The sequence below is a fragment of the Acinetobacter sp. YH12052 genome, assembly GCF_013419835.1.
Lineage (GTDB): Bacteria > Pseudomonadota > Gammaproteobacteria > Pseudomonadales > Moraxellaceae > Acinetobacter > Acinetobacter amyesii.
On sequence record NZ_VOZI01000001.1, the window covers coordinates 161,474 to 174,698 of the forward strand.

A 13,225-nucleotide genomic window follows, 5' to 3' on the forward strand; every position below is an offset into this window, starting at 1 on the left:
TTAGATAGTTGAAATGCTTCCACGGGGAAATTCCGATGCTAAAACAAATATTTGTTGCTGCAACTTTGGTTTCAACTTTAGTGGTGACAGGCTGTGAAAGCATGCCTGCACAAGACAACACCATAACTGAAAATTTAAACCTATTACAAAACCGTACTTGGATTGCCACTCAGATTGGCAACACCCCAATCAAAACAGCACCCAATGCGCATAATATTCCAAGCATTCAATTCGATGCGGCTTCAAAACGTGTCTCAGGTGCAGATGGCTGTAATCGTATAATGGGCGGCTATAATGCTGGCAAAGACACTATAACGTTTGGCCCGATTGCAGCGACACAGATGGCTTGTCTCAATAACAATGGGCTAGACCGACAGTACCATGCAGCACTCGAAAAGGTAACGCATTATCAAGTTTTTGGAAAAACTTTGAAATTACTAGACCGTCATGGCAATTTATTAATTCAATATGAAAGCGCCGTTCAACCGCGTTAAATCATTTTAAAAGTCTGCTTCGGCAGACTTTTTTATTCACTGTTCAGTCATGCCAGAGACATTTAATGCACATAAACTTGTGATTAGTATACAGACGTACATTGCAGTTTTTAGCTATAACCCCATATTAAACATCAGGGAACAAGATAGGATTTCACTATGCAACAAGCGGTATTTGGTGGTGGATGCTTTTGGTGTGTAGAAGCAGTTTTTCTACAACTTCAGGGCGTGCAAACAGTTGTCAGTGGTTATGCAGGGGGAATTACTCAGCATCCAAGCTATGAGCAAATCTGTGAGGGAAATACCCAACATGCAGAAGTCATTCAGATCAATTTTGATGACAGCCAAATCAGTTTTAGCCAATTGCTGGATGTATTTTTCGCAACCCACGATCCCACTACGCTGAACCGTCAAGGCAATGATGTCGGTACACAGTATCGCTCAGTGATTTTCTATCAAGACGAATCACAAAAGCAAATCGCTGAACAACGTATTGAAGAATTAAAAGCTGAAGGCATCAATATCGTGACTGAACTGAGTCCAATGCCGACCTTCTACCCTGCCGAAGAATATCATCAGAACTTCTTTGCGCGTAACCCAAACCAAGGCTACTGTAATTTTTCAATACCACCTAAACTCATGAAATTACGTAGCAAATTTCAAGACCTACTCAAATCTGAGTGATCTATTTGTACGACATTTTTTCAAAATAGAGACATAAAAAAAGCGACATTTCAGTCGCTTTTTTTAGTTATCTTTGCTCAATGCTTAGTTATCACTGGCAAAGGCGATATCGCTGAGTCCGGCTCCACTCGCACGCGACATCACTTGCGCAACTGTGTCATAACGTGATTCTTTATCGGCTTTTAAGACCAATGCAGGTTTACGCTCTTGCTGACCAGCTGTATTTAGACGACTTTCTAAATCTTCGAGCGTCACAATATCACCATTCCAAGCGATATCACCCGCTGAGTTAATACTGATGGTTACGCTTTCAGGCGGCAGATCAATCACTTCTGCAGTCGTTTGTGGCAAGGTTAATGGAATTGATGGGTTGGCAACAGTCGCAGTCACCAAGAAGATGATCATCAATACCAACATAATATCGATGAGCGGAATGAGGTTCATCTCATTCATGCCAGCATCGTTGTCTTCACCCAATTGAAAAGCCATTAAGCTTGACCTCCAGCTAAACTTTGCTGTGCAGTTTTCACGTCTTCTTTCTTCGCTGCAGATTCTTGTTGCAACATAGTATCAATCAATAAACCATGCGCTTGATCTTGCAATTCATTCGACAGTGTACGGTTAAAACGAACACAGATGTTATAAGCCAATACCGCAGGAATCGCCACAGCCAAACCAAGACCGGTCATGATCAAAGCTTCACCGACTGGAGTTGCCACTTGCGCTAAACCCGCTTGACCGCTTTTACCCACTGCTACAAGGGCATGGAAAATACCCCACACTGTACCGAACAAACCTACGAACGGTGCAATTGAAGCAATCGTACCCAATACAGATACGCCTTTTTCAGCATTAGCTTTTTCTACCGAAATTTGACGTAGTAATGCTTGTTCAGCCACAGCCTTACGTTGTTCAAAAGCCAAAGGAGCAAATTTCGCTTTCAGTTTGCTTAGTGCATCTGCAAGGTGGTTATACGCCACTTGTTTGAGCTGACGTGTGCCCATAATACGAAGAACGAAGATCGTCCAAGTCGCAATCGACATTGCAAGTAACACGAAATACAGTGTTTTGCTGACTGCATCTGCATGTTGCCAATAAACTGAAAAGTTCATATTCGAACTCCTAATGGGTTAGCCGGAATCTTAATTAAGTTTAAAGTTAAATGGTTGATCAACTCGCGTCGGAGTTGCGACACCATTATCAATATATTTGGATAAACGCGCACGCTTCACTGCTGCAGTCACTTTACGGTTCACAGCAGCGCCACAAGTCGAGTTTTTAATCGTTGCTGATTCGACTTTACCTTCAGCACTTGCTGCAATCGCAACTTCAACTGTACACGACGCTTTTAATTCACCATCTTCAAATTGAACATTAGGTTTCTTAATCCAACTGACACCATTACCGATGCTGACTGTTTTAGGTGTCGGTGGCGCAGGTGGTGCTGGAGGCGCAGGTGGTGGTGCAACAGGTGCCGGAGGTGTTGGTTCAACACGAACGACTTTCGTTTCAGAAACCACAGTTGAAACAACAGGTGTTGGTGGTACGTTTTTGACCGCTTCAACAGTTGGTTTCGGCGCATCTTTCTTTTTCACCTGTTCCACTTTTTCCACTTTCTTCGGTGGAGGTGGTAAAGGCTTATCTACAATTTTAACTTCTTTTGGCTTTGGTGGCTCTTTCTTCGGTTCTGGTTTTGGCTTCGGAGGTTCTGGTTTTTTCTCTTCAACAATCTTCACAAAGCGAACTTTAATCGGATCTTTTTCAATCGGTTTAAGTTCTGGTGCTTTCATATTGCTGACCGCCCACAATACCCCCATATGCCCTACCACAACAGCGAGAAGCGCAGTAATGATTTTCTTTTTCATCGGGTTAGGTGATTGCATCATTGGAGCGGGAGATTGACTCATTAAACTCAGTTACCTTGAAGAAGCGATTGCATTTATTTTGTCAAAAATACAATCATGCTCATCGGTTAGCACAATTAAAGTACGGCAATAATAAATGAGAAGTGTTTTCATTTGCAACTATTAATTCGCCAGTTTTAATGACTTTTTTTAATCATAATATAAAAAAGGCATACCTAAAGTATGCCCTTTTATTCAAAAATTTATCTCGTTTTATTGAAATACAACAGTTTTATTACCATCGACAATAATACGATCTTCAAGATGCCATTTGACTGCACGTGCGAGTACATTACGCTCTACGTCCTGACCTAACTCACGCAATTGCTCAACAGTAAAGTCGTGACTTACACGCTCTACGTCTTGCTCAATAATCGGCCCTTGGTCAAGATCAGCAGTCACATAATGCGCTGTGGCACCAATCAACTTCACACCTTTTTCATGCGCTTGCTTATATGGGTTCGCACCAACAAAGGCAGGGAGGAATGAATGGTGAATGTTGATCACTTTCATTTCCCATTTTTGAACAAATTCTTCGTCTAAGATTTGCATATAACGAGCAAGAACCAATAAATCATTGCCTTGCATCAATTGATCAATTTGCTCATAAGCTTCACGTTTGTTTTCTTTGTTCACAGGAACCACTTCAAACGGAATACCGAAATTTTCTACAGATTCACGTAAAGCATCGTGGTTAGAGACCACTTTGGTGATTTCACATGGCAAACCACCACGTGCATGACGCCATAAAAGTTCAAGCAAAGCATGGTCAACTTTAGACACCAAGATACCGACTTTCTTCACATCACTGACTAAAGCTAAACGCCAGTGCATGTTGTAACGCTCAGCAACATTGCTCGCAAATGTTTGAGTTAGACTTTCTTTACGGCTTTGTAGATTGTCCAATTCGAACTCAACACGCATGAAGTATCGCCCCCCTTGAGCTTCAGTCGCGTATTGATCAAGTGCGGTAATATTTGCTCCCTGATGATACAAAAAGCTCGATACAGCTTGCACAATCCCTGGTTTATCTTCACAGGTAATGAGTAAGCGTGCTGTGTTAGCGGTCGACATATTCATGTTGGTTTATATCACTAATCAGTTAAATTGAAAAAAGAGCCGAGTATTCTAACGCTTTTTAAAGCCAGACTAAATAGTCTTATTCAGTAACCTGATGCTTTGCGTTTGAAAGACTTGCAAATAAGTCCGACGGCCCTAAAGTATCGAGCAGTCGCTCATAGGTTTCACGGCTTTCACCACGTAGATATGCGCCTTCTAAGAACACCATTTGTCGTAGTGCTTGCCACACCCACTTTTCTTCCAAAGTGTTTGAGTCAGTAATATGGCCCGACATATAAAGGAAGTTGGTCCAGTTGGTCAGCACGATCCACAAGTTAATGGTTAAGGCCTCAATTTCAGAATCGGTCATCTGCATTAAGCCTGCGTCAACAAAGGCACGATAAATTTTCTGCCCTTGTTGCATGACTTGACCGGCAAAACGTGGATACATTTTGCGGAAATCTTCATTATTTTCGACCAAGTGATAAACATCACGATGTAAAAAGCGATAAGCCCATAATTGGCTACTTAACACTTGGAAATAGCGAATTTTATCATTGGCATCAAGCTGACGATCATCAGGAAGCGCTAACATTTCTAGCGTTTCATGCTGATATTGCTCCATTAATTCCTTAATAATTTCACTTTTATTTCGGAAATGGTAATACAAGTTACCTGGGCTCATTCCCAGTTCAGCAGCAATATGATTGGTTGTCACTGAACGCTCGCTACGCTCATTAAACAACTGCAAACTCAGCTGCAAAATACGTTCTTTCGTTTTTAAGGTTTTGGTGTGAGACATCCTAAAACAACCATTTATTTCAAAGCATTAGAACACTAACACATAAAGTAACTTGACTATTTAGAGTATTTGCTCTAAAAATTAATTAATCGCTAATTTGGATATGGTCGTGCGACATGAATAGTCAAACAAAAACAACTTCAATGACACCACATTCTTTTGATCACCAGCATCTCAACAATATGTTGGAACAGCAGAAACAAGCGTATTTACGTTACCCATCGCCTACAGCGAAGGAACGTATAGACCGTTTGGCTCGGCTTAAGCGTATCTTAGTTAAGTATCAAGATCAATTTGCTGATGCAATTAATCAAGACTATGGTAACCGTTCTATTGGTGAAACCAAGATTGGTGAGTTGCTCACATGTCTTGAACACATCAAATATTATAGCAAGCATTTGACAGACTGGATGAAACCATCCAAACGCCATGTCGGAATTATTCATCAACCTGCAAAAGCATGGGTGCAATATCAACCGCTTGGTGTCGTCGGCATTATTACGCCATGGAACTACCCACTGCTTCTTTCTATAGGCCCACTGATTTGTGCTTTGGCTGCGGGCAACCATGCCATGATCAAAATTTCGAGTGCCTCTGCGGCATTCGGTGATGTGCTAGAAAAAGCTCTCGCAGAAGCATTTCCTCAAGAATTGGTCGCAGTCGTCAACGGTGGTGGCCCAATTTCAGATGCGTTTAGTCACCTTGCCTTCGACAAAATGATTTTTACTGGCTCGACCAATGTCGGTAAAACCGTCATGGCGGCAGCGTCTGAAAACTTAGTTCCGGTGATTTTAGAATTAGGCGGAAAGTCACCTGTATTGGTTCATCCGTCTATTGACCTAGCAGATGTCGCACAGCGTCTTGCTGTTGGTAAACTTTGGAATGCAGGTCAAACTTGTGTTGCACCTGACTATGTGTTCTTACCTCGTGGTAAAACAGCTGAATTTTTAGATCACTATAAAGTGTGCGTTGAAGCCATGTACCCAAGTATTGCCCATAATCAGGACTACACTTCGATTATTAATGACAAGCAGTACAACCGCCTACAAGGTTATTTAGAAGATGCGCGTGATCAAGGCGCACAAATCATCAGTTTTAACCCACAAAATGAAGATGTGGATGCTGTACGTAAAATTGCACCTACGGTTTTAACTGGTGTCACTCCAGACATGCAAATTATGCAGCATGAAATCTTCGGTCCGATCCTTCCGATCATGGAATATGATCAAATTGACGAGGTTATTGCTTTTATTAATAGCCGTCCTCGTCCACTTGCTTTATACTATTTCGACTTTGATCAGGCACGTGCCGACTATGTCGCAACACGTACCCATTCAGGACATTTCGGACAAAACACGGTATTAACCCATGTTGCTCAAGATGACCTGCCGTTTGGCGGTGTGGGGGCTTCGGGTATGGGGAAATATCATGGTCCAGAAGGTTTCTTCAGTTTGTCGCATGAACGCTCGGTGATGTCGAATCCAAAACTCTATAGTTTGAAATTCATTCTTCCACCGTTCAATAAGCCGATCCACAAACTGATTTCGAAGACACTTCTTCGATAAACGATCAAGGCATGAACGATCACACTAGGTGATCGTTCGTTTTATGCAAAATCGCTTGTCTTTTAAGCGCATTTTTGATATAAAACGCCCCTTGAATGAATTCAATGTTTTTTTTGACTGGCCATACAGATTTGCTGTTGGCTAAATCAATGGAGTTACACCATGTCTAAGGTTTGCCAAGTTACCGGCAAGCGTCCAGTCGTTGGTAACAACGTCTCACACGCCAACAACAAAACTAAACGCCGGTTCGAGCCGAACCTGCATCACCACCGTTTTTGGTTAGAAAGCGAAAAACGTTTCGTACGTCTTCGTCTAACTACTAAAGGTATGCGTATTATCGACAAATTGGGCATCGAAAAGGTTGTTGCTGACCTACGTGCTCAAGGTCAAAAGATCTAAGGAGCTACGAACATGCGTGATAAAATTCGCCTAGTTTCTTCTGCTGGTACAGGTTATTTCTACACTACCACTAAGAACAAACGTACTATGCCGGAAAAAATGGAAATCAAAAAATTTGATCCAAAAATCCGTCAACACGTAATCTTCAAAGAAGCTAAAATCAAATAATTTTAGTTTTTTGAAAAAAACGACCTGCTTAGGTCGTTTTTTTTTTGCATTTTTTTTATTCGAATTGCTAAACTTTCAAAATGCTTTTTGGCACTTTTTGTGCTTGTCTTTTTTACCCTTAACTTAGGCTTAAGGAGTTTTTAGTGCCTCATGATGTAGAACTCATAATATTACTTGCTGTTGGCTTTGGTTTTGCCTTAATTTTTGGCTATATTGCTGCACGCCTGCGACTTCCTCCCCTCATCGGCTATCTGATTGCCGGTATCATTATTAGCCCAAACACACCTGGGGTAGTTGGCGATATCCATCTCGCTAACCAGCTGGCAGAACTCGGTGTCATGTTCCTGATGTTTGGCGTGGGTATGCACTTTTCACTCAATGATTTGATGCAAGTCCGTCGTATTGCCCTCCCCGGTGCCATTTTACAAATTGCAGTGGCGACCTTACTAGGTATGGGAATTTCCATGCTTTGGGGCTGGAGCATGGGCTCAGCCTTAGTGTTTGGCTTAAGTTTGTCGTGTGCAAGTACTGTCGTTCTACTCAAAGCCTTAGGTGATCGCGGTTTACTCAACTCCGTCAATGGTAAAATTGCCGTGGGTTGGCTCTTGGTTGAAGACTTGGTGATGGTTTTGGTCCTGGTCCTTCTGCCTGCTACTGCCGTACTGCTTGGCGGCCAACCGCTCACAGAAAGCAGTGCTGATGAAAATATTTGGCTGACCTTAGGTCTAACTTTACTCAAAGTTGCTGGCTTTATTGCCTTCATGCTGATCATTGGTAAACGTTTAGTGCCAATGATTATGCAAGTGGTTGCACGCTTAGGCTCACGTGAATTATTCACGCTCACTGTGGTTGCAGCAGCCGTGTCTATTGCCTTTGGTGCCTACAAGGTATTTGGTGTATCCATGGCACTGGGCGCATTTTTTGCCGGTATGGTGGTCAAAGAGTCTGACTTTAGTCACCGTGCAGAAGAAGAAACCCTTCCGCTTCGTGAAATTTTTTCGATTCTGTTTTTCGTCTCCGTCGGCATGCTGTTTGATCCACGGATCTTGATTGAACAACCGCTTCACGTCTTAGCTGTGGTCGGTATTATCATGATTGGTAAGACCATCGCTGCAATGGCATTGGTGTTGTTCTTCCGCTACCCCATCAATACCGCATTAACCGTTGGGGCAAGCTTGGCGCAAATTGGTGAGTTCTCATTTATTTTGGCGACCTTGGGTGTATCTCTAAACCTCCTTTCTATGGAAGGACAAAACCTGATACTGGCAGGTGCATTAATCTCGATTACGCTGAATTCATTTGTATTTTCTGCAATCGAGCCTATGCAGCGACTCATCCGTGAGCGCTCGAATTTGGCCCGTTTACTGGAACGTAGTAGTGACCCATTAGCCATGTTGCCGGATGAGGTCTCACAGGATTATCTACGTGATCAGGTGGTACTGATTGGTCATGGTGAAGTCGGTCGTCGCATTACCCGTGAATTAATGAATGAAAACATTAAAGTGGTTATTGCTGAAGAAAACCGTGAAATCGTGGAAAACTTGCGGGAAAAAGGCATCGCTGCGGTATCCGGTGTAGCAACAGAACCGGGTGTTTTAATTCAGGCCCATATTCAACACGCACGCCTTTTGGTCATTTCACCTATGGATATTTTAGATATTCATAAAATTGTCGATATTGCCAAAATGCTGAATCCTTCTATCCAAGTATTGGTGTGTGCGGAAAGTAAAGAAGAAGCTGAAGTCATTCGTCGTGACAATATCGGTGAGGTTTATTATGCCAAAGAGGAAATGGCGAAAAATATGAGCAATCATATTTTAAATCAAATCCAAATTGCCCATCACCAAACTCCGACACACTAAACTAAGTGCCTAATTAAGTTCTTATGAGCAAAACCCAAAAGGCGATGCATTAAAGCATCGCCTTTTTTTAATTGATATAATTCAGTAATTTTAAAATTACAAATAATTGAATTTAAAAAACATATTGATAAAATGAGCATCAAACGAAGCATCATGTTAAATACTTCAAACAAGAAACGAGAAAAACATGTACATCCTCTATTTAGGCCTTGCCATTATTTTAATTGGCGGTCTGGGCTTTCTCATCGCTGCATTTAAAACCAGTATTTTATGGGGACTGGGCTGTCTATTGTTTTATCCCATTTCCATCGTCTTTCTGATTCTGTATTGGCAAGATGCCAAAAATCCTTTTTTCTTACAGCTCATCGGGGTCTTTATTGTATTTTTAGGTTCGATACTGATCTCACCTACTGAACTGGGCACAGTCTAAGTGTCATTTTGGGCATAAAAAAACGCACCGAAAGGTGCGTTTTCATTATCATGATCCGCAAAGTCAGCAGCTATATGATTAGCTCATATATTTGGGCTTTTCATCAACCACTTCGGCATGCCATTCATCCACTTGTTTTTCTAACAAACCAAACAATGCAGCCTGAATCATTTGCTGAGCGATCACACTCATTTGATCGCCCAAAATATTGCGTAATTCTTCATTGAATTGGATAGTCACCAAAGGCTCTTTTTCTGAGCCTGCATTACGCAATGCCAACTCACCACCTTCCAATTGAACCAGCTCTAAAATTGCTTCCTGGTTCCCAAAGAGTTCTTTCAACTGTTCTATAGACATATATCCCTCCATGCGCAACATGGTGATAAAGGCATCTGCACTTTGTATTACTTAGATAATCTTATATCGGGTTAAATAAATTTATTTCAAGTAGCAATAGTCCGATTAGAACTCCACCATCTCGTTACGAAATCCATCAATTAATTGAGTTAGATCACGATGCCATTCACGCAAAATAGCGGTATCTGGCAACCATGCTTGCGGTGTTTGGGTAACTTTAATAATTAAATTTGAAGACGTTTCATCTTCTGGCTCTGGTGCAGACGGTTCAGGTGCATATTGACACATACGATGTGCGCGTTTCAGCTCTGCAATAAAGCCCTGCTTTGCCAATTGCTGCATAACAGTCACTTCAGGTGATACCTGACCTTTTTCAGCCATCAGCGTTTCAATCGACTTTAACGTGGGCGCAGGATCATTTAAACGATAGTAACGCACCAACTCTTGTAAAAACGCAAGTACTGCACCATGCAAATGAAAAACTGCTGCTTCGCGATAAGCCTGAGCTTGTTGAACATGATCAGTCTGCTCGGCTTGCTGACATGCAAGACGGGTAAAATATAACTTTTGATTGGTACGATCAGCATGAAAGCGAGCAACACGAGACATGAACAATTCCCTAAATTTTGGCGTTTTTCTACATGAATAAGCTTAAACGGATTTTTAGGAAATTCACAATAAATATTATGGATGATCGATTTCAATTAAATAAATGTCACGCTTTGCGGGAACAGGCATATCCCAATCAATCATCCTGATATTTTCCAGACGCCAAGCCCAGTACCCTGCTGCCCAATATGTCGCCTGCGCTTGCTCTACCTCTGTTTCAGTCCATGCATGAACATCATATACATCGACCATCGCCACCGCACGTCCAATATCTTCATCTCCACTTTCATGTAAGTAGCGTTGATTTTCCACAATCACTAAATCTTTTAAAGGCAAATGCTCAGGCTGCCATGAGCGGACTTCAAGCGTTTTACGTCCGCACGCAATGTTCGAACCAGATGGCGCAACAATCGACAAGGCCGAGTAGCATTTTTTCATAGATCACCGATAAAAAAGGAGCGTTACGCTCCTTTTTGAATTTATGCTTTAGGCTTATCTTCAGCCGCTTTTACGCGAATACCCGCACCTTTGACTTTCAAAGTATTCAGGCCTTTAATCGCTTTTACAGCTTCACGACCATTTGGCATTTCGACAAAACCAAACCCTTTCGATTTACCTGTGCTTGCATCCATAACAACAACAGCAGACTCTACTGCGCCAAATGGTTTAAACAGTTCAACCAATTCTGCTTCAGTAACTGAACGCTCTAAGTTACGCACTAAAATTTTCATTCAATCTTCCAAATAGACAGCATCATCAAAAAGCATTTGTCTATTTTGCTTTTTAACTTGCGTGTAAATCACGTCAAAAATCTATTTTAATCGAGATCGATACCAAAATCTAAATTAATCGATTTTCTTTCGATTAACGCACTTTTTACGGTTTGCTGACGGGTTTTATAGTGTGTTTCCAAACTACATAAATTTCGAGTTAAATCATTCATAAAGTAACTTTCTACTTTACGCCCTTGCTCATCGACAGTTTCACGCGCCCAGTGGTTCAAGTTTTGCTTAGTCAGAATCAGTTCATTTTGCGCACGTGTCAGCGCCACATATAACACGCGACGCTCTTCTTCCACCTCATCGAAATTACCCTGAGCACGTGCATGCGGGTATTGCCCTGGTGTCACATTTGCCACATAGCAAACCTTTTGTTCTGTCCCTTTAGCAGAGTGAATGGTAATCAAAGTGACCACATCACTATCTGATTGCCGTTCAATTTCAGAAATGGACACAGGATCGAGCACATACTCTTCAAGAAATTCACTGAGCTGTGTATGCTTTGATGCCAGTTGTTTCACCAAATCAAAATCACCGACACGGCGGTTCCAATCTTTTTTATAGTTTTCTTCCAGCTGCTCAGAAATCGCTTGAACAGCCAAGCTTACACATTCTTTGACCTGATCTTTCAACACCGACATTTGCTTCATCATCAGAATCGCTTGGTCAGGTACTTTGCCAAACTTTTCCAACTTGGTTGCAATGGCTTGCATTTCTGGTTCAAGTAAAATCTGCTGCGATAACTTACTCGCACCGACATCACCCACACCATTCCACAAGGTTAAAAAGCGCATCCACGCGATATCATCTAAAGGATTGGCCACTACACGCAGCACACTGAGCAAGTCTTTTACATGGGCTGTTTCAAGTAATTTCATGCCGCCGATAAAGCGATACGGCACATTTGCGGCAATACAGGCCGCTTCAATATGACGAGCAGCAAAGCTTGAACGCACAAGCACCATATGATCCGACCATTTGCTGCCTTCGAGGTAATGTCGTTCTTTAATGTCGATGGCAATCCATTTGGCTTCATCAAACTCATTCGGGAAAATATGCATTTTCGGCTTAATCCCTTCACCACGATAGGCATCTAAGCGTTTGTCATATTTAATTTCGCTTTCATCCAACAACCAATTCGACAGGTCTAAAATTTCTTGGGTTGAACGATAATTTTTTTCAAGTTTAAAAATCTGTGCGTCGGGTACCCGCTCTTTGAAATGATGAATATTTTCAAAGTCTGCACCTCGGAAGCCATAGATTGACTGTGCATCATCGCCGACACAGAACAAACTGACACGTTCCTTTAGTGGCTCAAGTAACGCCCATTGCAGCGGATTGGTATCCTGCATTTCATCAACCAACATGTGGCGACAAATTGAAGCGACATAATCGACCAGTCCATCTGATTCCGCCAAGGCTTTCGCCACAATCGCCAAGATATCGTCATAATCTAAAAAACTACGCGCACGTTTACGGGCTTCGTATTCTTTCATGATATCCGCGATTTGATCTTTCAACGCAAAGTACTCAGGCATTTGCTTTTCCATGGCAATGCTAAGTTTTTGACGCGTATTCCGCGCAAAGGAATACAGATCACAGAGTTCTTTCGGCTTGGGCAAGTGATTGGGGTTTTTCTTATCATCACGGCCACGAATCAGGCGGAACATCATGAGCTGATCATCACGATCAATAATCGAAAACTGTTCTAGGCCAAAGGCTTTTGGAATGCGGCGCAATAGGTACATACAAAAGGTGTGAAAGGTTGAAGCACGTAACCCTTTGGCTTGCTCACCCAGAGCCAGCTCCACACGAGCGACAATTTCACTCGCTGCACGGCGAGTAAAAGTCAAAATTTGAATTTGATTAGCAGGCACGCCTTGATCAATTAAATAAGCTGCACGCGCCACGATGGTTTTGGTTTTACCACAACCTGCTCCTGCCAAAACCAAGCTATGCTGTGCTTCTGTTGTTGCGGCTTGTTTTTGTTGAGGATTTAATTCATCAATCAGGTTGGCTAAACTCATATGTACTCATCATTTCATGGATAGGTATAGTTTAGCAGATTGAAAAAAAATACATGCTAATGTAGGATCAAAATTAAAACTAGAAA

17 protein-coding genes are annotated in these 13,225 nt (G+C 42.0%); 7 read left to right on the forward strand and 10 right to left on the reverse strand.

The window, feature by feature from the left end:
* Positions 1–35 precede the first annotated feature (35 nt).
* Both FTU06_RS00695 and msrA read left to right on the forward strand, forming a co-directional pair.
* On the forward strand, positions 36–494 hold the full coding sequence (locus FTU06_RS00695) for an META domain-containing protein (protein ID WP_168377884.1): 459 nt from the start codon (positions 36–38) through the stop codon (positions 492–494).
* 159 nt (positions 495–653) lie between these two features.
* Positions 654–1,178, forward strand: a complete 525-nt coding sequence (gene msrA / locus FTU06_RS00700; RefSeq protein WP_180010195.1) for a peptide-methionine (S)-S-oxide reductase MsrA — start codon at positions 654–656, stop codon at positions 1,176–1,178.
* A gap of 84 nt (positions 1,179–1,262) precedes the next feature.
* Here msrA and FTU06_RS00705 read toward each other — a convergent pair whose 3' ends face one another.
* The 5 genes from FTU06_RS00705 to FTU06_RS00725 all read right to left on the reverse strand — a co-directional run bounded on the left by FTU06_RS00705 (position 1,263) and on the right by FTU06_RS00725 (position 4,943).
* A complete protein-coding gene (locus FTU06_RS00705) occupies positions 1,263–1,667 on the reverse strand; it encodes a biopolymer transporter ExbD (RefSeq protein ID WP_078189686.1) in 405 nt (134 codons plus the stop codon).
* Positions 1,667–2,290 (reverse strand): MotA/TolQ/ExbB proton channel family protein, encoded by a 624-nt coding sequence (locus FTU06_RS00710; RefSeq protein WP_078192725.1) that lies wholly within the window; start codon positions 2,288–2,290, stop codon positions 1,667–1,669. The genes FTU06_RS00705 and FTU06_RS00710 overlap by 1 nt, the downstream gene beginning before the upstream one ends.
* 30 nt (positions 2,291–2,320) lie before the next feature.
* Positions 2,321–3,085: a TonB family protein gene (locus FTU06_RS00715; RefSeq protein WP_111884065.1), complete on the reverse strand. Its 765-nt coding sequence runs from the start codon at positions 3,083–3,085 to the stop codon at positions 2,321–2,323.
* A 210-nt stretch (positions 3,086–3,295) separates the two neighbouring features.
* Positions 3,296–4,162 carry a formyltetrahydrofolate deformylase gene (purU, locus tag FTU06_RS00720; RefSeq protein WP_078192727.1) on the reverse strand — a complete coding sequence of 289 codons (867 nt, stop codon included), beginning with the start codon at positions 4,160–4,162 and terminating at the stop codon, positions 3,296–3,298.
* Positions 4,163–4,241: 79 nt separating this feature from the next.
* The gene (locus FTU06_RS00725; RefSeq protein WP_180055631.1) at positions 4,242–4,943 is read right to left on the reverse strand and encodes a TetR/AcrR family transcriptional regulator; all 702 of its coding nucleotides are present in this window, start codon (positions 4,941–4,943) and stop codon (positions 4,242–4,244) included.
* A 116-nt stretch (positions 4,944–5,059) separates the two neighbouring features.
* Here FTU06_RS00725 and FTU06_RS00730 point away from each other — a divergent pair, with 116 nt between their 5' ends.
* The 5 genes from FTU06_RS00730 (at position 5,060) to FTU06_RS00750 (ending at position 9,367) form a co-directional block, all read left to right on the forward strand.
* Complete coding sequence (locus FTU06_RS00730; RefSeq protein WP_180144344.1) at positions 5,060–6,508, forward strand: coniferyl aldehyde dehydrogenase; 1,449 nt, start codon at positions 5,060–5,062, stop codon at positions 6,506–6,508.
* Between the two features lie 162 nt (positions 6,509–6,670).
* Positions 6,671–6,907: a 50S ribosomal protein L28 gene (rpmB, locus tag FTU06_RS00735; protein WP_000048256.1), complete on the forward strand. Its 237-nt coding sequence runs from the start codon at positions 6,671–6,673 to the stop codon at positions 6,905–6,907.
* Between the two features lie 12 nt (positions 6,908–6,919).
* On the forward strand, positions 6,920–7,075 hold the full coding sequence (gene rpmG, locus FTU06_RS00740; protein ID WP_001205031.1) for a 50S ribosomal protein L33: 156 nt from the start codon (positions 6,920–6,922) through the stop codon (positions 7,073–7,075).
* A 143-nt stretch (positions 7,076–7,218) separates the two neighbouring features.
* Positions 7,219–8,937, forward strand: coding sequence for a cation:proton antiporter (locus tag FTU06_RS00745; RefSeq protein ID WP_180073299.1), 1,719 nt, complete (start codon positions 7,219–7,221; stop codon positions 8,935–8,937).
* A gap of 187 nt (positions 8,938–9,124) precedes the next feature.
* The gene (locus FTU06_RS00750) at positions 9,125–9,367 is read left to right on the forward strand and encodes a hypothetical protein (protein WP_078192731.1); all 243 of its coding nucleotides are present in this window, start codon (positions 9,125–9,127) and stop codon (positions 9,365–9,367) included.
* A gap of 78 nt (positions 9,368–9,445) precedes the next feature.
* Here FTU06_RS00750 and FTU06_RS00755 read toward each other — a convergent pair whose 3' ends face one another.
* From FTU06_RS00755 to FTU06_RS00775, 5 genes are all read right to left on the reverse strand, one after another.
* Positions 9,446–9,724 (reverse strand): hypothetical protein, encoded by a 279-nt coding sequence (locus tag FTU06_RS00755; RefSeq protein ID WP_078192732.1) that lies wholly within the window; start codon positions 9,722–9,724, stop codon positions 9,446–9,448.
* A 105-nt stretch (positions 9,725–9,829) separates the two neighbouring features.
* Positions 9,830–10,333, reverse strand: a complete 504-nt coding sequence (locus tag FTU06_RS00760; protein ID WP_078189695.1) for a DUF6586 family protein — start codon at positions 10,331–10,333, stop codon at positions 9,830–9,832.
* Positions 10,334–10,408: 75 nt separating this feature from the next.
* Entirely contained in the window at positions 10,409–10,771 is a 363-nt protein-coding gene (locus FTU06_RS00765) for an ASCH domain-containing protein (RefSeq protein WP_180144347.1), read from the reverse strand.
* Between the two features lie 41 nt (positions 10,772–10,812).
* The gene (locus FTU06_RS00770) at positions 10,813–11,064 is read right to left on the reverse strand and encodes an RNA-binding protein (RefSeq protein ID WP_078189697.1); all 252 of its coding nucleotides are present in this window, start codon (positions 11,062–11,064) and stop codon (positions 10,813–10,815) included.
* Positions 11,065–11,150: 86 nt separating this feature from the next.
* Positions 11,151–13,139 (reverse strand): ATP-dependent helicase, encoded by a 1,989-nt coding sequence (locus FTU06_RS00775; protein WP_168377891.1) that lies wholly within the window; start codon positions 13,137–13,139, stop codon positions 11,151–11,153.
* Positions 13,140–13,225: the final 86 nt, after the last annotated feature.